The 19,698-nt window shown below is 44.6% G+C and carries 20 protein-coding genes and 4 tRNA genes; 22 read left to right on the top strand and 2 right to left on the bottom strand.

Features of this window, described 5'->3' with window-relative positions:
- The first annotated feature begins 87 nt into the window (after positions 1-87).
- From xylB to C0979_RS05580, 3 genes are all read left to right on the top strand, one after another.
- A complete protein-coding gene (gene xylB, locus C0979_RS05590) occupies positions 88-1,545 on the top strand; it encodes a xylulokinase (RefSeq protein WP_101695072.1) in 1,458 nt (485 codons plus the stop codon).
- Between the two features lie 119 nt (positions 1,546-1,664).
- Positions 1,665-2,927, top strand: coding sequence for a uracil permease (uraA, locus tag C0979_RS05585; RefSeq protein WP_101695071.1), 1,263 nt, complete (start codon positions 1,665-1,667; stop codon positions 2,925-2,927).
- 15 nt (positions 2,928-2,942) lie between these two features.
- Complete coding sequence (locus C0979_RS05580; RefSeq protein WP_242962652.1) at positions 2,943-3,560, top strand: HAD family hydrolase; 618 nt, start codon at positions 2,943-2,945, stop codon at positions 3,558-3,560.
- A 94-nt stretch (positions 3,561-3,654) separates the two neighbouring features.
- On the opposite strand, the gene C0979_RS05575 is transcribed toward C0979_RS05580, so the two are convergent.
- On the bottom strand, positions 3,655-4,434 hold the full coding sequence (locus tag C0979_RS05575) for an HAD family hydrolase (RefSeq protein WP_101695069.1): 780 nt from the start codon (positions 4,432-4,434) through the stop codon (positions 3,655-3,657).
- 97 nt (positions 4,435-4,531) lie between these two features.
- On the opposite strand from C0979_RS05575, the gene rpiB reads away from it, so the two are divergent.
- From rpiB to C0979_RS05560, 3 genes are all read left to right on the top strand, one after another.
- A complete protein-coding gene (gene rpiB, locus C0979_RS05570) occupies positions 4,532-4,972 on the top strand; it encodes a ribose 5-phosphate isomerase B (protein WP_101695068.1) in 441 nt (146 codons plus the stop codon).
- A gap of 122 nt (positions 4,973-5,094) precedes the next feature.
- Complete coding sequence (locus C0979_RS05565; RefSeq protein ID WP_101695067.1) at positions 5,095-5,856, top strand: N-acetylmuramoyl-L-alanine amidase; 762 nt, start codon at positions 5,095-5,097, stop codon at positions 5,854-5,856.
- 43 nt (positions 5,857-5,899) lie between these two features.
- Positions 5,900-6,634 carry a sigma-70 domain-containing protein gene (locus tag C0979_RS05560; protein ID WP_101695066.1) on the top strand — a complete coding sequence of 245 codons (735 nt, stop codon included), beginning with the start codon at positions 5,900-5,902 and terminating at the stop codon, positions 6,632-6,634.
- A 60-nt stretch (positions 6,635-6,694) separates the two neighbouring features.
- On the opposite strand, the gene C0979_RS05555 is transcribed toward C0979_RS05560, so the two are convergent.
- The gene (locus C0979_RS05555) at positions 6,695-7,984 is read right to left on the bottom strand and encodes an HlyC/CorC family transporter (protein ID WP_101695323.1); all 1,290 of its coding nucleotides are present in this window, start codon (positions 7,982-7,984) and stop codon (positions 6,695-6,697) included.
- Positions 7,985-8,171: 187 nt separating this feature from the next.
- Between C0979_RS05555 and murB the strand changes: the two genes are divergently transcribed.
- From murB to C0979_RS05475, 16 genes are all read left to right on the top strand, one after another.
- Positions 8,172-9,095, top strand: coding sequence for a UDP-N-acetylmuramate dehydrogenase (gene murB / locus C0979_RS05550; RefSeq protein ID WP_101695065.1), 924 nt, complete (start codon positions 8,172-8,174; stop codon positions 9,093-9,095).
- A gap of 1 nt (position 9,096) precedes the next feature.
- A complete protein-coding gene (gene rapZ / locus C0979_RS05545; protein WP_101695064.1) occupies positions 9,097-9,978 on the top strand; it encodes an RNase adapter RapZ in 882 nt (293 codons plus the stop codon).
- Between the two features lie 9 nt (positions 9,979-9,987).
- Entirely contained in the window at positions 9,988-10,869 is an 882-nt protein-coding gene (gene whiA, locus C0979_RS05540; RefSeq protein WP_101695063.1) for a DNA-binding protein WhiA, read from the top strand.
- Positions 10,870-10,885: 16 nt separating this feature from the next.
- The gene (locus C0979_RS05535) at positions 10,886-11,143 is read left to right on the top strand and encodes an HPr family phosphocarrier protein (protein WP_101695062.1); all 258 of its coding nucleotides are present in this window, start codon (positions 10,886-10,888) and stop codon (positions 11,141-11,143) included.
- A gap of 85 nt (positions 11,144-11,228) precedes the next feature.
- Positions 11,229-12,161 (top strand): diacylglycerol/lipid kinase family protein, encoded by a 933-nt coding sequence (locus tag C0979_RS05530; RefSeq protein WP_101695061.1) that lies wholly within the window; start codon positions 11,229-11,231, stop codon positions 12,159-12,161.
- 173 nt (positions 12,162-12,334) lie between these two features.
- Positions 12,335-12,406: transfer RNA gene (locus C0979_RS05525), tRNA-Glu, on the top strand.
- A gap of 192 nt (positions 12,407-12,598) precedes the next feature.
- A complete protein-coding gene (gene fba, locus C0979_RS05520; protein ID WP_101695060.1) occupies positions 12,599-13,462 on the top strand; it encodes a class II fructose-1,6-bisphosphate aldolase in 864 nt (287 codons plus the stop codon).
- Between the two features lie 132 nt (positions 13,463-13,594).
- The gene (locus C0979_RS05515; RefSeq protein ID WP_101695059.1) at positions 13,595-15,706 is read left to right on the top strand and encodes a glutamine synthetase III family protein; all 2,112 of its coding nucleotides are present in this window, start codon (positions 13,595-13,597) and stop codon (positions 15,704-15,706) included.
- 116 nt (positions 15,707-15,822) lie between these two features.
- Entirely contained in the window at positions 15,823-16,284 is a 462-nt protein-coding gene (locus C0979_RS05510) for a DUF1700 domain-containing protein (RefSeq protein WP_101695058.1), read from the top strand.
- 292 nt (positions 16,285-16,576) lie between these two features.
- Positions 16,577-16,792, top strand: coding sequence for a hypothetical protein (locus C0979_RS11845; RefSeq protein WP_159459855.1), 216 nt, complete (start codon positions 16,577-16,579; stop codon positions 16,790-16,792).
- A gap of 150 nt (positions 16,793-16,942) precedes the next feature.
- Complete coding sequence (locus C0979_RS05500; RefSeq protein ID WP_101695056.1) at positions 16,943-18,091, top strand: THUMP domain-containing class I SAM-dependent RNA methyltransferase; 1,149 nt, start codon at positions 16,943-16,945, stop codon at positions 18,089-18,091.
- 39 nt (positions 18,092-18,130) lie between these two features.
- A complete protein-coding gene (gene rdgB, locus C0979_RS05495) occupies positions 18,131-18,766 on the top strand; it encodes an RdgB/HAM1 family non-canonical purine NTP pyrophosphatase (protein ID WP_101695055.1) in 636 nt (211 codons plus the stop codon).
- Positions 18,747-19,226: a metallophosphoesterase family protein gene (locus C0979_RS05490; RefSeq protein ID WP_101695054.1), complete on the top strand. Its 480-nt coding sequence runs from the start codon at positions 18,747-18,749 to the stop codon at positions 19,224-19,226. Before rdgB ends, C0979_RS05490 begins: the two co-directional genes overlap by 20 nt.
- 133 nt (positions 19,227-19,359) lie before the next feature.
- Positions 19,360-19,434, top strand: a tRNA-Pro gene (locus tag C0979_RS05485).
- 8 nt (positions 19,435-19,442) lie between these two features.
- Positions 19,443-19,513 (top strand) — tRNA-Gly (locus C0979_RS05480).
- A gap of 49 nt (positions 19,514-19,562) precedes the next feature.
- Positions 19,563-19,636: transfer RNA gene (locus C0979_RS05475), tRNA-Arg, on the top strand.
- The last annotated feature ends 62 nt before the right edge of the window (positions 19,637-19,698 follow it).

Here is a 19,698-nt window from a genome sequence, read left to right as displayed (position 1 = left end):
CTGAAAAAATATATATGATAGAGTTTTAGATCTGGCTGTGTTAGAATTAGATCATAATGGAGACATGATAAGAAGGAGGACATAAATATGCTGTACATTGGAGTAGATCTTGGGACATCGGCGGTAAAACTTTTGCTGATGAATGAGGACGGAAAGATTGAGAATATCGCTTCAAGAGAGTATCCGCTCTATTTCCCGAATCCAGGATGGTCTGAACAGAATCCGCAGGACTGGTTTGATCAGTCTATGGAAGGAATCAAAGAATTATTGGCAGGATATCCGAAGGAAGAAGTGGCAGGCATCAGTTTCGGGGGGCAGATGCATGGTCTGGTAGTATTAGATGAACAAGATCAGGTGATTCGTCCGGCAATTTTGTGGAATGACGGAAGAACCGGTAAGGAGACCGAATATCTCAACCAGGTGATTGGAAAAGAACGGCTGTCAGAATACACGGCAAATATTGCATTTGCAGGATTTACAGCTCCGAAAATTCTCTGGATGAAAGAACATGAGCCGGAGAATTTTGGGAAAATCAGAAAAATTATGCTGCCGAAGGATTATTTGGCCTATCGCTTGTCTGGAAGTTTTTGCACGGATGTATCGGATGCATCTGGAATGCTTTTGATGGATGTGAAGAATCGAAGATGGTCGGAAGAAATGCTAAAGATCTGTGGAATCACGGAGGAAATGCTTCCGAAACTCTATGAAAGCTATGAGGTAGTAGGTACGCTGAAAGCAGAGATTACAAAGGATCTTGGTCTGTCTGAAAATGTGAAAGTAATTGCGGGTGCGGGGGACAATGCAGCTGCAGCTGTGGGAACCGGGACGGTCGGAGATGGACGCTGCAATATTTCGCTTGGAACCTCCGGGACGATTTTTATCTCCAGCAGGAATTTTGGAGTGGATGAGCATAATGCACTGCATTCCTTTGCTCATGCGGATGGAAATTATCATTTGATGGGATGTATGCTTAGCGCAGCCTCCTGCAATAAGTGGTGGAGCGAAGAGATTTTGAAGACAAAAGATTTCAAAGCAGAACAGGAAGGCATTTGCCGCCTTGGAGAAAATCATGTCTTTTATCTGCCGTATCTAATGGGGGAACGTTCTCCGCATAACAATCCGGATGCAAGGGCAATGTTTATCGGAATGTCTATGGATACCACGCGGGAGGAAATGACGCAGGCTGTGCTGGAAGGTGTAGCATTTGGTCTTAGAGATTCTCTGGAAGTTGCCAGAAGTCTGGGAATTCAGCTTGAACGGACAAAGATTTGCGGTGGCGGAGCCAAAAGCCCTCTCTGGAAGAAAATGATTGCAAATATTATGAATCTCAAGGTGGATGTAATTGAGAGTGAGGAAGGTCCGGCTCTGGGAGCAGCGATGCTTGCGGCAGTCGGATGTGGAGCGTATCCAGATGTAGAGACCGTTGCCGAGAAGGTGGTTAAGGTAATCGATACCATTGAACCTGAGGCAGATCTGGTTCAAAAATACGAGGAAAGATATCAGGAATTCCGGAAAATTTATCCAGCGGTGAAAGAACTATTTTAAAGATTTTTCGTTTCCTTTTGGGGTCTGGTGTGATAGAATATACAAGAATGTAACGCGCTGGCCTTTGTGATACAGACCAGCGCAAGGTATGTCAGGAGAGACACAGGAGGAAATGAAAGATGGAAAGTCGTAAGATTATTCAGGTAGAAGATAAGGTTCCATTTAAACTGCTTCTGCCGCTGAGTATTCAGCACATGTTTGCGATGTTTGGCGCATCGGTACTGGTGCCGTTCGTGTTTGGGATTAACCCGGCAATCGTGTTGTTTATGAACGGTGTGGGAACATTATTGTTTATTGCAGTAACAAAAGGACAGGCTCCGGCCTATTTGGGCTCTAGCTTTGCGTTTCTTGCTCCGGCAGGAATTGTAATCAGCAAATTAGGATACGAATATGCGTTGGGTGGCTTTGTGGCAGTCGGATTTTTCGGCTGTATTTTATCCTTTATTATTTATAAATGTGGAACAGATTGGATTGATGTTGTATTGCCGCCTGCGGCTATGGGACCGGTAGTTGCATTGATTGGATTGGAATTATCCGGATCTGCAGCGGATAACGCAGGTCTTCTGGCGGATAAGGTAGATCCTAGAAATGTGATTGTATTTGCAGTGACACTTGGTGTTGCGATATTTGGAAATATTCTGTTCCGGGGATTTTTATCGGTAATTCCTATCTTAATTGCGGTTATTGCAGGATATGTTGCAGCTCTTGCCTGCGGAATTCTGGATTTTTCACAGGTGGCGTCAGCTTCCTGGTTTGCACTGCCGAATTTCCAGATGCCTAAATTCGATATGGGAGCTATTATGATGATTTTGCCGGTACTTCTGGTGATTACCTCTGAACATATCGGACATCAGGTCGTAACCAGTAAAATTGTCGGCCGGGATCTTCTGAAGAAACCAGGTCTTCATAGATCTCTTTTTGGAGACAATTTCTCCACTATGATTTCAGGATTGATCGGTTCTGTTCCAACAACGACGTATGGAGAGAACATTGGCGTGATGGCAGTGACAAGAGTGTACAGTGTGCGGGTGATTGCCGGAGCAGCCTTCCTTTCTATTATATGTTCTTTTGTAGGAAAACTTTCTATGCTGATTCAGACGATACCAGGACCTGTAATCGGAGGAATTTCGTTCTTGTTATATGGAATGATCGGAGCGTCCGGTATCCGGATTCTGGTGGATTCTCAGGTGGATTATGGACTTTCAAGAAATCTGACTCTGACATCCGTGGTATTTGTAACAGGATTGTCAGGAATTGCGGTGAAGTTTGGAGATATTGAGCTAACGGGAATGGTACTGGCATGTATTGTAGGAATGATTTTGAGTCTGGTATTCTATATTCTGGATCGGCTGAAATTAACGAATGACCGGGAAGAAGCATAGGGGAAATAAAGGATTATGGAAGCAATTATCTTTGATGTGGATGGTACATTGTGGGATTCGACAAAAGAAGTAGCGGTTGCCTGGAATGATGCGTTAGAGAAAGAGACAAAAGTGAAACGCAGGGTGACACAAGAAGAATTGAAGAAAGAGTTCGGTAAGCCATTAGAAGAAATTATGGCAGATTTGTTTGTGGAACTGACCAAAGAAGAGCAGCTGGAACTTTCAAAAGTGCTGTTTCGTCATCAGAATAAATGGATGGAGACAGCGCCGTGTAAGGTGTATGAAGGCGTTCCGGAAGTGCTTAGACAATTGGCGCAAACGTATAAACTCTGCATTGTAAGCAATTGTCAGGAAGGATATATTGAAGCCTTTTTAAAGAATACAGGACTTCAAGATGTGATTACAGATCATACCTGTCCGGGAGATACGGGGAAGCTGAAGGCGGAAAACATCCGGATCATTATGGAGAGAAATCATATTCGGGAGGCTGTGTATGTGGGGGATACCCAAGGAGATGCAGATGCGTGTAAAAAAGCGGGCGTTCCGATGATTTATGCGGCATATGGATTTGGAGAAGTAGAAGGAGAATATCCGACGCTTCATAAGTTCCGGGAGTTGCTGCAAATGTTTTAAATAAGGCTGTACAAGGTTTATAAAAATGCTCAGATCGTAAGATCTGAGCATTTTTGTGGTAACATATAGATTGATTTTGAGGGTTCCGGCAGGATTATAAAGTATCTACAATATCCTCCAGGACTTCTTCCACAGAGTTGGTTACATATGTGGCATAATAGGCAATGCCTGGCGCTGCAGTAGACATGGCGTAGCTGGTGCCTGCAAACTGAAGCATTTCCGTATCGTTATACTGATCGCCAAAGGCAACGCATTCTTCCGGCGTGATGCCAAGATGGCTGGCAAGAGCCTGAAGCGCCGTTCCTTTGTTGGCACCGGGAGCGATAAAGTCTACCCATAAATTACCGGAAGTAACGACTTTGATTTCATCGCCAAAACGCTCCTGAAAATAAGGGAGCAGCTTTTTGGTACCGTCAAAGTCGCACAGTGCAATTTTTAAGAACGGTTCGTTGACTTCTTCCAGGCGATTTACTGTTTTGATATCGTAATGCACCACGTCACGCATGTGATGGTTGAAAACAGGGTCTTGAGAGTCTGTATAACAGGCCGATTCGCAGGAAAGAAGAATGTGGCAGGAGCCATATTCCCTTGCGGCTTCAAAAATGCGTAAGCTTAACTCGCGCGAAATCAGGCCTTTAGAGATTACCTGATTCCCTGAGATACAAAGGGAACCATTTTCGGCAATGTAAGAAATCTCATCCTTGACTGGTTCAAACAGATGTCTCAGGCTGTAGAGCTGGCGTCCGCTTGCGGCGGCAAAATGAACTCCTTTCTCCTTTAGAGTTCTTATAAGATCATAGACTTTCGGGTCCACTTCCTGAGCGCCGTTTCTAAGAAGTGTACCGTCCAGATCGCTGGCAATTAGTTTTATCATAGCAATTCTCCTTTGTTTCAAGATTGTACGGTTGCGTATTCAATCTGTAGCTATTATAATATAAAAAGAAAATGAATGGAAGAGAGGAATCTTAGGAATGAAAATTGGAATTGGAAATGACCATGCAGCAACAGAACTGAAATTTGCGATTGGGGATTATTTAAAAGAATTGGGACATGAAGTAGTAAACTTTGGAACGGATACCAATGACAGCTGTAATTATCCGGAATATGGCGAGAAGGTTGCGCGTGCCGTTGTGGCAAAAGAAGTGGATCTGGGAATTCTGATCTGTGGAACTGGCGTGGGAATTTCTATTGCAGCGAATAAGGTTAAAGGAATCCGTGCGGTTGTTTGCTCGGAGCCATGTTCTGCAAGGCTGGCAAGAGAACATAACAATGCAAATATTCTTGCTTTTGGCGCAAGAATTGTTGGAGAGGAACTGGCGAAAACGATTGTAAAAGAGTATTTGGATGCAAGTTTCCTTGGCGGACGCCATCAGACGCGCGTGGATATGATCTCTGAGATTGAGAATGCATAGATACAGCTGAAAAAGAGATTGCTTGAAAGGATTACCGATTGTGTGTGGCATATTTTGCGAAGAAGGCATAAGCTGATATCAGATAAGGTCTATCAGGCTGATTACACAGGAGGTGTCAAAATATGCCATATTCAATGATGCTGGATGCCGGACACGGAGGGCGTGATCCGGGAGCAGTGTACGAAGGACGAAAGGAAGCAGAAGATACGCTGCGTCTGACACTTGCGGTTGGAGAGATCCTTCAGAACCATGGAATTGATGTGTTGTATACCCGTACAGAAGATGTCTATGAAACACCTTTTCAGAAGGCGATGGAAGCGAACAATGCGGGAGTGGACTTCTTTTTGTCTATTCACCGTAATTCTTTCCCGACGGATAATCAGGTGTCGGGAGTGGAATCTTTGGTTTACAATTTGTCGGGTTTGAAGTATCAGATGGCGCAGGATATTAATGAACAGCTAGAGTCCATTGGATTTGTGAATCTGGGCGTGAAGGAAAGGCCGAATCTTGTGGTTCTGAAGAGGACGAAGATGCCGGCGGTACTGGTGGAAGCCGGGTTTATCAATTCGGATGTGGATAATAATCTGTTTGATAAGAATTTGGACTCGATTGCACAGGCGATTGCGGAAGGAGTCTTAGATTCTCTAGATAATGCAGGCGTTATTAGAGATTCTGATTATCGTGTGCAGGTGGGAGCATTCCGGAACCGGGTGTATGCGGAACGTCTGCTTGCTGAACTAATGGAGTTGGATTATCCGGCTTATATCAATGATGACGGGCCGTACTATCGTGTGCAGATAGGCTCGTATCAGGATCTGAATGAAGCGGCAGAGATGGAGCGTAAGATAAAGCGTGCAGGTTATCCGGCGGTTATTGTAAAGTAGAGGAAGATAAGGAATCACACGAAAGAAATTGGAGGAACAAAGTGTGTCAGATAGATTAGAGTTTAGAGGAAAGCTGCAGAGGATTCTGGAATTGGCAGAGTCTCAGGAGAAGAAGATAACCTTAGAAGAGGTTGAAACTTACTTTGAAGATGAGCAGTTAAGCCGAGAGCAGATAGATTTGGTTTGCGATTATCTATTGTCTCAAAAGGTTGCTGTGAGTGGCTATGAGAAGATGGGCGGCATTCTTAGCGGACCTAAGCAGGTGGAGGCGCAGGAAGAACCATGTCCGATTCTTACGGAAGAAGAGCAGAGATATGTAGAGAGTTATCTTGAAGAGCTAGGAGAAATGAAGGCGGGAAGCGAAGAGGAAGCAAGGCTGCTTTATTATTTTCCGAAGGTAGTAGAGCTGGCGGTGAAGATTAACAGATCACAGGTATTTATCGGAGATGTAATTCAGGAAGGAAATGTCAGCTTGATGCTTGCATTGAAGGAATATGACAGCCGAAATGACCGGGAGCTGGAGGAGCAAGAGATTATGGATCAGGTTCGCGCCGGAATGCTTGCGCTGGTGGAAGAACAGACAGAAGTGAAACGCCAGGATAAGAAGATGGTGGAACAGGTATCGGAGCTGGATGAGACCATTCAGTCTATGAGTGAAGAAATGGGAAGAAAAGTAGCAGTAGATGAGGTGGCAGAAAAGCTTGGAATTTCAGAGGCTCAGATTGCAGATATCCTGAAGCTTGCGGGAGAAGAGATTGATAGCGCAGAAGATGAATAAGGCAAAAGAAAAGCTGGAGCAGTAAAAATCTGTTCCAGCTTTTTTATTGCAATCGATGATTTAGGAATCTTTTTCGCTTTCTTCCTCTTCGGTCTCTTCTTTTTCCGGTAGATAAAGATGAACGCGTTCGATTCGGTTTTTATCTAACTTCTCGACCACCATACGGATGCCCTCGTCAGTTGTGATTTCATCTCCGGCTTCTGGCAGACGATCCAATCGTTCGATAATGAATCCGCCCAGAGAATCATATTCTTCAGAAGAAAGGTCAAGATCCAGACGGTCATTTAAGTCATCCAGATTCAGAGAGCCTTCAACCAGATATTCACGCTCCCCTACTTCTTTGACATATTCTTCCTCGTTTTCATCATATTCGTCGTGAATCTCTCCGACGATCTCCTCCAGAATATCTTCCAGTGTAATAAGACCGGCTGTCTCGCCGTATTCGTCTAAAACGATGGCGATATTAAGAGAGGCCTGACGCATTTCAACCAAAAGTTCAGAAATGCTTTTATATTCGTAAGTGAAATAAGCTTCCCTTAAAATGTCACGGATATGAAATTCTTTGGAACTATCGTACAACAGAAGATCTTTCATGTTAATGGTTCCGATTACATTGTCCGTGGTATCTTCAAAAATCGGAAGTCTTGTGAATTTGTCTTCGCGGAAGATGTCGATCAGCTCATCGTAGCTGCTGTTAACATCGGCGAAGGTTACGTGAACCCGGGGAACCATAACATCTTTTGCCTTGGCATCACCCAGATCGAACACGTTATATATCATTTCCCGCTCGTCGGATTCAATGACACCGTCTTCGTGGCTGACATCCACGATAGTACGAAGCTCTGTCTCGGTCATGGCCTTATTCTTTGCAGAAGGGTCGACCCTAAGAAGGAATAAGATGCCCATGGATAATCCGTTGATTACAAAAATAAGCGGAGTCATAATTTTCATAAACACGCGTATGATAGGAGCATAGATAAGCGCCATCTTTTCAGCGTGAATGGTAGCCATGGTTTTTGGTGTAATCTCACCAAATAAAAGAATTAATACTGTCAGAATACCACTGGCAATCGCGACCATGGAGCCACCGAAGCTATAAGCTAAGCTTGTGGTCAATGATGCGGCTGACAGGTTAACAATGTTGTTCCCGATTAATATCGCACTTAACATTTTCCCGGAATTGTCGGTTACCTGCATTGCGGCCTGGGCACGTTTATTGCCCTCTTCTGCCATGCTGCGCATCCGAATCCGGTTTGCAGTTGTAAGCGCTGTTTCTGCAGATGAAAAGAATGCAGACAGCCCCAATAAAAGAATCAGTATAATTAGTTGCGTGACGTCACTCGAGTCCAATGAATAATCCACTCCTTTTTTCATAATAATCTTATCATTTGAAAATGTTATACGGATTTAATATACCGCATTTGGAGTGAATTTGCAAGTGCACGTTGAATTTACCTGGTAGATAGTGTATGATGAACGGTGAATCAAAAGGATTAGTAGAAAATAAGATAGAATTAGAATGATGGAGTAAGGATCTATGAGTGAGTATGTATATAAAAATTTGTATCAGAAATTAACAGAATGGATGCCGGAAGAACGTGTGAAAAAGGAGGAGCCGATGCGGCTGCATACGACGTTCCGTGTGGGCGGACCGGCAGATTTATTCGTTAGCCCGAATTCCGTGGAAGAAGTGTGCAAGGTGACAGCGCTTTGCCGTGAGGAAGGTGTCCCATATTATATCATGGGAAATGGCAGTAATCTCTTGGTGTCCGATCAGGGGTACCGCGGAGTGATCATCCAATTTTATAAGGAAATGAATGATATCTCTGTGGAGGGAACACTGCTTCGTGCACAGGCAGGTGCACTTTTATCAGCGGTTGCTAATCGGGCGCTTTCGGAATCACTTACCGGATTTGAATTTGCAGCGGGCATTCCGGGAACGCTTGGAGGCGCTTGCGTGATGAACGCAGGAGCGTATGGCGGAGAGATGAAAGATGTGCTGAAGGCAGTGACGGTGCTGACACAGGAAGGAGAGGTACTGACGCTTTCAAATGAGGAGTTGGAGCTTGGTTATCGGACAAGTGTGATTGCAAGAAAGCATTATATTGTGCTGGAGGCAGAGATTGCCCTTTCCGAAGGGAAGAAAGAAGAAATCCAGGCAGTGATGGACGATCTTAAGGAACGTCGGATTACAAAACAGCCATTGGAATATCCAAGCGCTGGAAGTACCTTTAAACGTCCGGAAGGATATTTTGCAGGGAAATTGATTCAGGATGCAGGGCTTCGCGGCTTTCAGGTGGGCGGCGCTCAAGTCTCTGAAAAGCATTGCGGATTTGTAATCAATAAGGATCATGCAACGGCAGCAGAGATTGCAGAACTGATACGCCAGGTATCAGAGAAGGTGGAAGCGCAGTTTGGCGTGAAGCTGGAACCGGAAGTAAAGAGATTAGGAGAATTCTAAGATGAGATTTGTAATCGTGACAGGAATGTCGGGAGCAGGAAAAAGTACAGCCCTTAAAATGCTGGAAGATATGGGGTATTTCTGTGTGGATAATCTTCCGGTGCCGTTGATTCCCAAAATGGCGGATCTGTGGAGGGTATCAGGAACGGAGATTAATAAGGCGGCTTTGGGTGTGGATATTCGAAGCGGAGAGACTTTTAAAGAACTGAAACATGTATTGGAAGAGCTGGATGATATGGGGATGAAGTATGAGATCCTCTATTTGGAATCCAGTGACAATGTGCTGGTTAAACGTTATAAAGAGACCAGGCGTTTTCATCCGCTGTCAGGAAACGGCGGCCGGGTAGATGAAGGGATTCAAAGAGAACGAAGCAAAGTTGCCTTTCTAAAGGAACGGGCGGATTACTTAATTGATACCAGCCATATGCTGACGCGGGAATTGAAGGCAGAGTTGACTAAAATTTTCGTTCAGAATAAGGAGTACAAGAATTTATATATCTCTGTGTTGTCTTTTGGGTTTAAGTATGGAATTCCGGCAGATGCAGATCTGGTATTTGACGTGCGTTTTCTTCCGAATCCGTATTATATTGACGAGCTACGCCCGATGAGCGGCAATGATGAACCGGTCAGACGCTATGTGATGGACAATGAAAAGGCGGTTTGCTTTTTGGAGAAATTGGTGGATATGGTGGAGTTCCTGATTCCTAATTATGTGCAGGAAGGGAAAACGCAGCTGGTAATCGGAATTGGGTGCACGGGCGGCAAGCACCGTTCGGTAACACTAGCCAATGAGCTTTACGATGCGATCAAAGGAAATGAAGATTACGGAATCCGCGTGGAGCACCGGGACATTGGGAAAGACGCGATTACGAAGGAAAAATAGAGGTGTAACATGTCGTTTTCGAGTAAAATAAAAGAAGAGTTGGCGGAGCATTTTGCAACGGCAAGGCACTGTAATCTGGCAGAATTGTCCGCGATTGTGCGGCTGTCGGGAATCTTTGCGGACAAAAAAAACGGTGGATGCGCTCTTCGCGTGCATATGGAAAATTTTGGGGTGGCAAGAAAATGCTTTACATTATTGAGAAAAACCTTTAATATAGGAAATGATATTGTGGTTCGCCGAAATATGGCAACCGGAAATTGCAGTTATTTCCTCTATGCAAAAGGGGAAGAACTTTTAGCGGTGCGTAATGCAATGACGCAGTCTGTATGCTGTAAGAGAGCCTATATACGAGGTGCGTTCCTTGCGGCAGGGTCGGTAAGTGATCCGAGCAAATCCTATCATTTTGAGATTGTCTGTGATAAAGAAGAACAGGCGGAGCACTTAAAAGATATGATCAACAGCTTTGGTATGGATGCAAAGATTGTAAAGCGCAAGAAGATGTATGTTGTCTACTTGAAGGAAGGTTCCCAGATTGTAGATATTCTAAACGTTATGGAGGCGCACGTTTCTCTGATGGAGCTTGAGAATGTCAGGATTATGAAGGAGATGCGCAACAGTGTGAACCGAAAGGTAAACTGTGAGACAGCCAATATCAACAAAACCGTATCGGCTGCGGTAAGACAGCTGGAGGATATTGCATATATCAGAGATACCCTTGGGTTTGATAAGTTGCCGGAAGGACTGAAAGACGTTGCCCTTACACGTCTGACATATCCGGAAGCAACATTGAAAGAACTGGGACGGTTGATGGAGAATCCCGTTGGAAAGTCGGGAGTGAATCATCGTCTTAGGAAGTTAAGTGAGTTAGCAGAAAAGTTAAGGGATCAGTAAGGAGGAGCAATAGATTATGATTAAGAAGCCTGTTACGATTGAGAAGGATATGGAAAAGGAAGATATGCCGATTGCGCATCTGGTTCAGGAAGCAAGCCAGTATTCCAGCACTGTGTACTTCGAAGTTGGCAGTAAGAAGATCAACGCAAAGAGTATCATGGGAATGATGAGTCTGCGCCTACAGCAGGGAGAAAATATTGTTGTGATCACAGACGGGAAAGACGAGACAGAGGCTGCGGCCGGCGTTGAGAGATTTCTGGCTGCCCGTGGCTAATACATAGAGGTGTAAGAGGATTGCCGTAAAGTGATTTACAGCAGTCTTTTTTCATATAGAATAGATACATGAAGGAGGAAGGGCAATGAAACGCTTGTTATTTATCTATAATCCGCATGCGGGGAAGGAACTGCTAAAACCGAAGCTGTCGGATGTGATCGACATTTTTGTGAAAGCAGGATATGAAGTGGTTGCCTACCCAACGCAGGCGTATAAGGATGCTTATAAGAAGATCTGTTCTTACCAGTCACAGGAATTTGATTTGATTGTGTGCAGCGGCGGAGACGGAACCATTGACGAGGTGGTGACCGGGATGATGCAGCGTACAGATCGTAATCCTATCGGCTATATTCCTACCGGAACAACCAATGACTTCGCAAATAGTCTGCATATTCCAAAGAATCTTTTAGGAGCGGCGGACAATGCTGTGAATGGGGTGGAATTCCCTTGTGACGTGGGAAGATTTAATGATGATATTTTTGTATATATTGCGGCTTTTGGACTGTTTACGGACGTGTCCTACCAGACGAAGCAGGGGATGAAGAATGTGTTAGGTCATCTAGCCTATGTATTGGAAGGAACAAAGCGGCTGTTCAATGTACCGTCTTATCGAATTAAGGTGACCCATGACGGGGAAGTGATTGAGGATGAATTTATCTTTGGAATGGTAACGAACTCCCGGTCGGTAGGAGGATTTCGAAGCATGGTCGGAAAACAGATTGTATTCGATGATGGAGTCTTTGAGGTGACGCTGATTCGTACACCGAAGAATCCGATTGCACTTCAGGAGATTATTGCAGCGCTTTTGATTGAGCAGGTGGATACGAAGCATATGTACACGTTCAAGACAGGGAAGATTGTGTTTGAGTCACTAGAAGAGATTCCCTGGACGCTGGATGGAGAATTTGGCGGGGAGCATGATCGGGTAGAGATTGAAAATCTAAAGCAGCAGCTCCATATCATGGTACCCAAAGAACATGTGAAGGATCTGATGGAGAAGAAGGACGAAGAAGAGTAGAAAGAACAAAAGAATCGAATCAGGATCATCCCGGGAAGGAAGTCGAAACAGAGAAAAGGCTCTCTTCCCGGAAGCCTTCAAAAGACTGGAAAAGTAGAAAATATAAAAAAAGTAAAAAAAGTGCTTGCATTTTCCGGAAGGGTTTGCTATACTGAGCAAGTACGAAACGACAAGGCTCCATGGTCAAGCGGTTAAGACGCTAGCCTCTCACGCTGGAATCAGGGGTTCGATTCCCCTTGGAGTCATTTGAAAAGATCTGTGAAGTTTTCACAGATCTTTTTTTGCTTTGGCTGAGATTTTGTCTTTCAAAAACACTTGCTGAAAGTTTTTTAGTTGTCATTTCTCTGGGAATGAGATATAATAGAACAAGCGAAATTATACACGGCAGACAAACAGCTGCCGCGCCTTTGGGCAAGAAAAGATTGGAGGAATTAATCATGTTAGTATCAGCAAAGGAGATGCTTGAAAAAGCAGTCGAAGGTCACTACGCAGTAGGACAGTTCAATATCAATAACCTGGAGTGGACAAAGAGTATTCTTTTGACAGCAGAAGAGTGCAAATCACCGGTAATCTTAGGTGTGTCTGAAGGTGCAGGAAAGTATATGACAGGCTTTAAGACAGTAGCAGCTATGGTAAAAGCTATGATCGAGGAGCTTGGAATTACCGTGCCGGTAGCATTACATTTGGATCACGGCTCTTATGAAGGATGTCAGAAATGTATCGAAGCAGGATTTTCTTCTATCATGTTTGATGGATCTCACTATCCGATCGAAGAGAACGTTGCAAAGACAAAAGAACTGATTGAGATCTGCAGAGAGAAGGGGATGTCTCTGGAAGCAGAAGTTGGTTCTATCGGTGGAGAAGAAGACGGTGTTGTAGGACAGGGCGAGTGCGCAGATCCTCAGGAGTGTAAGATGATTGCTGACCTCGGTGTAGATATGCTGGCAGCAGGTATCGGAAATATTCACGGAAAATATCCGGCTAACTGGGCAGGACTTAGTTTTGAGACATTGGATGCAATCCAGAAACTGACTGGAAAGATGCCATTAGTTCTTCACGGAGGTACAGGTATTCCGGAAGATATGATCAAGAAAGCAATCGATCTTGGAGTAGCTAAGATCAATGTAAATACAGAGTGTCAGTTATCATTTGCAGATGCTACACGCAAATATATCGAAGCAGGAAAAGACCTGGAAGGCAAGGGGTTTGACCCACGTAAGTTATTAAAACCAGGTGCAGATGCAATTATGGCGACTGTAAAAGAGAAGATGGAGTTATTCGGTTCTGTAGGAAAAGCTTAAGACTTCTTGAGAACAAAGGTGTTCCAACGAGGGTTGGAGTGCCTTTTTCTAATCCCTCTCCGGGAGGGGCATGAGATAGGAATGAGATACTAAAGAAGAGAGAAAAGTAACGGGAAAGGAAACGAAGGAAACATGGGTGAAGCATTTAATGTAGCAGATATTTTTGGGGAAGATGTTTTTAATGATGCCGTGATGCAGGAACGTCTGCCGAAAAAAGTCTATAAAGATCTGAAGAAGACGATTGAGGAAGGCAAGGAATTGGATCTTGTGACGGCCGATGTCATTGCGCATGAGATGAAGGAGTGGGCAATTGAGAAAGGTGCGACGCATTATACGCATTGGTTCCAGCCATTGACGGGATTTACGGCTGAGAAACACGATTCGTTTATATCTGCTCCACTTCCGAGCGGTAAAGTACTGATGAGTTTTTCGGGGAAAGAACTGATCAAGGGAGAACCAGATGCTTCTTCCTTCCCGTCTGGAGGGTTGCGGGCGACATTTGAAGCAAGAGGATATACGGCGTGGGATTGTACTTCTCCGGCGTTTGTACGCCATGATGCAGCAGGTGCGACTCTGTGTATTCCGACGGCATTCTGTTCTTATACAGGAGAAGCACTGGATCAGAAGACACCATTGCTTCGTTCTATGGAAGTCATCAATGAGCAGGCGCTTCGCCTGATCCGTCTGTTCGGAAATACGACATCTAAGAAAGTAACACCGTGCGTAGGTGCGGAGCAGGAGTATTTTCTTGTAGATGCGAAAAAGTTTAAAGAGAGAAAGGACCTGATTTATGCGGGGCGTACCCTGTTTGGCGCGATGCCGCCAAAGGGGCAGGAGTTGGATGATCACTATTTTGGAACCATTCGCCAGAGAATTGCGGGATTTATGAAAGATGTCAACGAAGAGCTCTGGAAAGTGGGCGTTTCTGCTAAAACTCAACATAATGAGGCTGCTCCGGCACAGCATGAGCTTGCACCGATATATGCAGCGGCAAATGTGGCGGTTGATCACAACCATATTGTGATGCAGACATTGAAACGGGTGGCAGGAAAACATGGACTGAAATGCATCCTCCACGAAAAACCATTTGCGGGAGTCAATGGATCCGGAAAACATGACAACTGGTCTTTGACAACAGACGATGGAAAGAATCTGCTGGATCCGGGGAAGACACCGCATGAAAATATTCAGTTCCTTTTGGTTTTGACATGTATCTTAAAAGCAGTAGATGAACATGCGGATCTTTTGCGGGAATCTGCAGCGAATCCGGGAAATGATCACCGGCTTGGGGCGGCAGAGGCTCCGCCGGCAATTATTTCTGTGTTCTTAGGAGAACAGCTGGAGGATGTAATCCAGCAGCTAGTAGATACAGGAGAGGCAACTCATAGCTTAAAGGGCGGAAAGATGAAAACCGGTGTGCGTGCTATTCCGGATTTTGCGAAGGACACGGCAGATCGTAACCGGACGTCTCCGTTTGCATTTACAGGAAATAAATTCGAGTTCCGAATGGTTGGTTCCAGAGATTCTGTGGCAGGTCCGAATGTGGTGCTGAACACCATCGTGGCGGAAGCATTTGCGGATGCCTGTGAGGTACTGGAAAAGGCAGAGGACTTTGAAATGGCGGTCCATGACCTGATTAAGGAATATGCATCCAAATATCAGCGGATTATTTTCAACGGAGACGGATATTCTGAGGATTGGGTAGCTGAAGCAAAACGCCGTGGACTTCCAAACCTTGGCTCGATGGTAGAGGCGATTCCGGCGCTGACGACGGAGAAAACGGTAGAAATGTTTGAGCGGTTCCACGTATTTACACGAGCAGAGCTTGAGTCCCGCGCGGAGATTAAGTTTGAAAATTATTCAAAGGCCATCAATATTGAGGCGCGTACGATGATTGATATGGCGGGCAAGCAGTTCATTCCGGCTGTGATCGGATATACCAAGACGCTGGCTGATACGGTTTTGGCTGTTCGGGAAGCTGGTGTGAAAGCGACAGTACAGGCAGAACTTCTGGAAGAGACATCGGGGCTTCTTATAGAAGCAAAACGAGCGCTTCAGAACTTGGAACAGGTGGCGGAGACGGCAGCAGGAATGGAAGACGGAGAAGAGCGGGCAAGATACTATCACTTTGAAGTGTGCACTGCTATGGAAGCCCTTCGTGCGCCAATTGACAAGCTGGAAATGATCGTTGATAAAGAGGCATGGCCGATGCCGTCTTATGGAGATCTGATCTTTGAAGTATAAAAAGAGAAAAGAACTTTAGAAATACATTAGAAAATTTTAAGAACCTTGCACTTGGAATGGGCAATTGGATATGCTATTCTAAATGCAGGGTTTTTAGTTTTACCAGGAGGAGATTGATGACAAAGAAGGAATTTTTAATCAGATTAAAACGCGCACTCGGCAATGATTTAAGTGGCGCTGTAGTACAGGAAAATGTAGAATATTACAGCAGTTATATTGATGATGAGATTGGAAAAGGTAGAAGTGAGGAGGAAGTGACGGCGGAATTAGGGGATCCATGGGCGATTGCGAAGACGATTGTGGATTCTGTGGAGAATAGAGGGCAGGCTTACGAGGAATATTCTTATGAGCCTAAAAGAAGTTCAGGAGGAAATGGTAAGGAGCAGGCAGCGGGAAAAGTGCATGTGTTTGGATTTGACACCTGGTGGAAGAAGCTGTTCCTGATACTTGGAATTATAGGTGTAATCGTAATTGTTGTGGCAGTGATTGGCGGGATCTTTAGCCTGGTAGCGCCGATTATAATGCCGTTGTTGTTGATTTGGCTGATTCTTCGTATCATTGGAGGAAGACGGCGGTGAGAACTGCGCGAAAAGCACGAAGAAGATGAGAACAGTTTGATGTAAAAGAATAAAGATAAAGTAAAAGACCGATGGGGGAGCCATCGGTCTTTTGAGGGGAGTATAAATAATTAATAAGGGGTTGTAGAAAGCATCCTTTCTACATGTGTTAGTATAATATAGGAAAGGTCAAAAAGCAAGTTAAAAATTAAAAAAATCTAATTCTCCTTAAGATTTTCTGAATATGATACATAAAAAGTGGAAAGATGGATCAAAATAACAGTGTACCAAGAAAAGATTAGGAGGAATTGACATGGCTAAGAATTATCATGCATCAAACGACAAAATGTCTGCACAGAACACTTCTAATAAGAATGCAGCGGGCAGAAATGCATCTGACAGAAATGCGTCTAATAAGAATGCAGCAGGTAGAAATGCTTCCGATAAGAATGCATCTGACAGAAACGCGTCTGACAAAAATGCATCTAACAAAAATGCTTCCGCTGGCAGTGAGAGCAGTCGTTACTAATTGAAAATGGTGTGGCAGGGGGTGTGCGGGATTTCGCATACCTCCTGTTATTGTATGTGGAGATTTTTGAAGCTGTAAATTCTGATTGACAAAGAGGAAGTATTGCCAGTAAGATAAAGTTGTAAAAATAGGATACATATGGAGAAATATATGAAAAAAGCAGAGTTGATCGCTCCCTGTCACTTTGGCCTGGAAGCGGTATTAAAAAGAGAAATTATAGATCTTGGTTATGAGATTTCATCGGTAGAGGATGGAAGAGTTACTTTCTATGGAGATGCAGATGCGGTATGCAGAGCCAATATCTTCCTTCGGACGGCGGAGCGAATTCTATGGAAAGTGGGAAGTTTTACGGCAAGGAGTTTTGAGGAACTGTTTGACCGGACAGCAGAACTTCCGTGGGAAGATTACATTCCCAAAGACGGGAAGTTTTGGGTGGCGAAAGCCGCTTCTGTAAAAAGTAAGTTATTCAGCCCGTCGGATATTCAATCAATTATGAAGAAGGCAATGGTCAAACGGATGCAGCAGCATTATGGCATTTCCTGGTTTCAGGAGGATGGGGCGTCTTATCCGGTTCGCGTATTCTTAATGAAGGATGTAGTGACGGTTGGTATTGATACTTCGGGAATCTCTCTTCACAAGAGAGGGTACCGTGAGGTGTCCGGCAAGGCGCCGATTACGGAGACATTGGCTGCGGCTCTGATTATGCTGACTCCGTGGAAGAAAGATCGGATTTTGGTGGATCCATTCTGTGGAAGCGGGACATTTCCGATTGAAGCGGCGATGATGGCGGCGAATATTGCGCCGGGAATGAATCGGTCTTTTACGGCAGAAGCATGGACAAACCTGATTCCGAAGAAGCTTTGGTATGATGGTATTAATGAAGCAAATGACCTGATAGACGATGAGATTGAGACAGATATTCAAGGCTATGATGTGGATGGTTCTGTCATTAAGATCGCAAGAAGAAATGCAAGAGAGGCCGGAGTGGATCATCTGATTCATTTTCAGGAGCGAGATGTAAGCAAGTTAAATCATCCGAAAAAGTATGGGTTTATTATTACGAACCCACCTTATGGAGAACGATTGGAAGAGAAAAAGGATTTGCCGGCGCTTTATCGGGCGTTTGGGGAAAGCTATCAAAGGTTAGACAGCTGGTCGGCATATATGATTACCTCTTATGAGGAGGCGGAGCGCTACTTTGGACGCAAGGCAGACAAGAATCGAAAAATTTACAATGGAATGTTAAAGACGTACTTTTATCAGTATCAGGGACCGAGACCGCCGAGAATCAAGAAATAGGCGCCTTAAAAGACGGATAAGACAGAAAGAAGGACGAACATGAGAACGATTATATTTGCAACAGGAAATGAACATAAGATGGTAGAAATTCGGATGATTCTTTCGGATTTAGGAGCAGAGATTCTTTCGCAGAAAGAAGCGGGGATTGATGTGGATGTGGTAGAGGATGGAACGACATTTGAAGAAAATGCGCTGATTAAGGCTACGAAAATCGCACAGGAAGCGGCTAAATATGAAGCGTACCAAGACGCAGTTGTGCTTGCGGATGATTCGGGCTTGGAGATCGATTATCTTGGAGGAGAGCCGGGCATTTATTCTGCCAGATATATGGGAGAGGATACTTCTTATGATATCAAAAATCAGGCGTTGATTGATCGCCTTTCTGGTGTGCCGGATGAGGAAAGGACTGCGCGATTTGTGTGTGCGATTGCGGCTGCGTACCCGGATGGAAGCAGCGAGGTAGTAAGAGGAACGATGGAAGGGCGGATTGGTTATGAAATTGCCGGTGAAAATGGCTTTGGCTATGATCCGATTTTCGTGCTGCCACAGTATGGATGCACCAGCGCCGAGCTTTCACCGGAGAAAAAGAATGCGTTAAGCCACAGAGGAGAAGGGCTTCGCAAAATGAGGTTACGCCTGGAAGCGAGGGAGAAAAATGAAGGTATTGATCGTTAGTGATACGCATAAATCGCATCGAAATCTGGATCTGATCATTGAGCGAGAGGCGCCAATTGATATGCTGATCCACTTGGGAGATGTAGAAGGATGCGCGGACTATATTGAGGCGGTGGCAGATTGTCCGGTTCATATAGTGCGTGGAAATAATGACTTCTTTTCGGAGCTTCCTGCAGAAGAGGAATTCTTTATTGAAGGACAGCATGTATTTATTACCCATGGACACTATTATTATGTGTCCATGAATGAGGAACGCCTGAAACAGGAAGCACGTGGACGAGGAGCGGACATCGTGATGTATGGACACACCCATAGACCATGTTTTATAAAAGAGGATGGTTTGATTACCCTGAATCCCGGAAGTGTTACGTATCCGAGACAGGAGGGACGAAGGGGAAGTTACATGGTGATGTATGCCAGTGAAAAGGATGGAGTTGAGGTGGAACAAAAGTTCGTATAAAGGCGACAAAAACCAGGGAGTAGAAAGTTTTTAAAAAAAATGAAAAAAGTGGTTGACAACCTGCAGACCTTGCTATATAATAACTCTTGTGTCACGGCGAGATAGACAAAAAAGTGACAGGACAACATAACATCGGGGTGTGGCTCAGCTTGGCTAGAGCGCCTGGTTTGGGACCAGGAGGTCGCAGGTTCGAATCCTGTCACCCCGATAATCCATGCGGGTGTAGTTCAATGGTAGAACACCAGCCTTCCAAGCTGGATACGTGGGTTCGATTCCCATCACCCGCTTTCTTAAAGCCTGAGGCTTTGAGAAATAGTTCTAAAGAGCTAGTCTTGTGAGTCTGTAGCTCAGCTGGATAGAGCAACGGCCTTCTAAGCCGTAGGTCGAGGGTTCGAATCCCCCCAGGCTCGTTAGAACCACAAAAATTGAATATGGTGGTACTTAGTTGGACAACATAGTTCGATAAGTAATA

Source organism: Dorea phocaeensis (assembly GCF_900240315.1).
In the GTDB taxonomy this organism is placed as follows: domain Bacteria; phylum Bacillota; class Clostridia; order Lachnospirales; family Lachnospiraceae; genus Dorea_B; species Dorea_B phocaeensis.
This window is presented reverse-complemented; position numbering and strand designations above follow the sequence as displayed.

Bases quoted from the DNA above. Each gene is read 5' to 3' on its own strand.
- xylB (WP_101695072.1), top strand. From the start codon at position 88: ATGCTGTACATTGGAGTAGATCTTGGGACATCGGCGGTAAAACTTTTG.
- uraA (WP_101695071.1), top strand. From the start codon at position 1,665: ATGGAAAGTCGTAAGATTATTCAGGTAGAAGATAAGGTTCCATTTAAA.
- C0979_RS05580 (WP_242962652.1), top strand. From the start codon at position 2,943: ATGGAAGCAATTATCTTTGATGTGGATGGTACATTGTGGGATTCGACA.
- C0979_RS05575 (WP_101695069.1), bottom strand. From the start codon at position 4,434: ATGATAAAACTAATTGCCAGCGATCTGGACGGTACACTTCTTAGAAAC.
- rpiB (WP_101695068.1), top strand. From the start codon at position 4,532: ATGAAAATTGGAATTGGAAATGACCATGCAGCAACAGAACTGAAATTT.
- C0979_RS05565 (WP_101695067.1), top strand. From the start codon at position 5,095: ATGCCATATTCAATGATGCTGGATGCCGGACACGGAGGGCGTGATCCG.
- murB (WP_101695065.1), top strand. From the start codon at position 8,172: ATGAGTGAGTATGTATATAAAAATTTGTATCAGAAATTAACAGAATGG.
- rapZ (WP_101695064.1), top strand. From the start codon at position 9,097: ATGAGATTTGTAATCGTGACAGGAATGTCGGGAGCAGGAAAAAGTACA.
- whiA (WP_101695063.1), top strand. From the start codon at position 9,988: ATGTCGTTTTCGAGTAAAATAAAAGAAGAGTTGGCGGAGCATTTTGCA.
- C0979_RS05535 (WP_101695062.1), top strand. From the start codon at position 10,886: ATGATTAAGAAGCCTGTTACGATTGAGAAGGATATGGAAAAGGAAGAT.
- C0979_RS05530 (WP_101695061.1), top strand. From the start codon at position 11,229: ATGAAACGCTTGTTATTTATCTATAATCCGCATGCGGGGAAGGAACTG.
- fba (WP_101695060.1), top strand. From the start codon at position 12,599: ATGTTAGTATCAGCAAAGGAGATGCTTGAAAAAGCAGTCGAAGGTCAC.
- C0979_RS05515 (WP_101695059.1), top strand. From the start codon at position 13,595: ATGGGTGAAGCATTTAATGTAGCAGATATTTTTGGGGAAGATGTTTTT.
- C0979_RS05510 (WP_101695058.1), top strand. From the start codon at position 15,823: ATGACAAAGAAGGAATTTTTAATCAGATTAAAACGCGCACTCGGCAAT.
- C0979_RS11845 (WP_159459855.1), top strand. From the start codon at position 16,577: ATGGCTAAGAATTATCATGCATCAAACGACAAAATGTCTGCACAGAAC.
- C0979_RS05500 (WP_101695056.1), top strand. From the start codon at position 16,943: ATGAAAAAAGCAGAGTTGATCGCTCCCTGTCACTTTGGCCTGGAAGCG.
- rdgB (WP_101695055.1), top strand. From the start codon at position 18,131: ATGAGAACGATTATATTTGCAACAGGAAATGAACATAAGATGGTAGAA.
- C0979_RS05490 (WP_101695054.1), top strand. From the start codon at position 18,747: ATGAAGGTATTGATCGTTAGTGATACGCATAAATCGCATCGAAATCTG.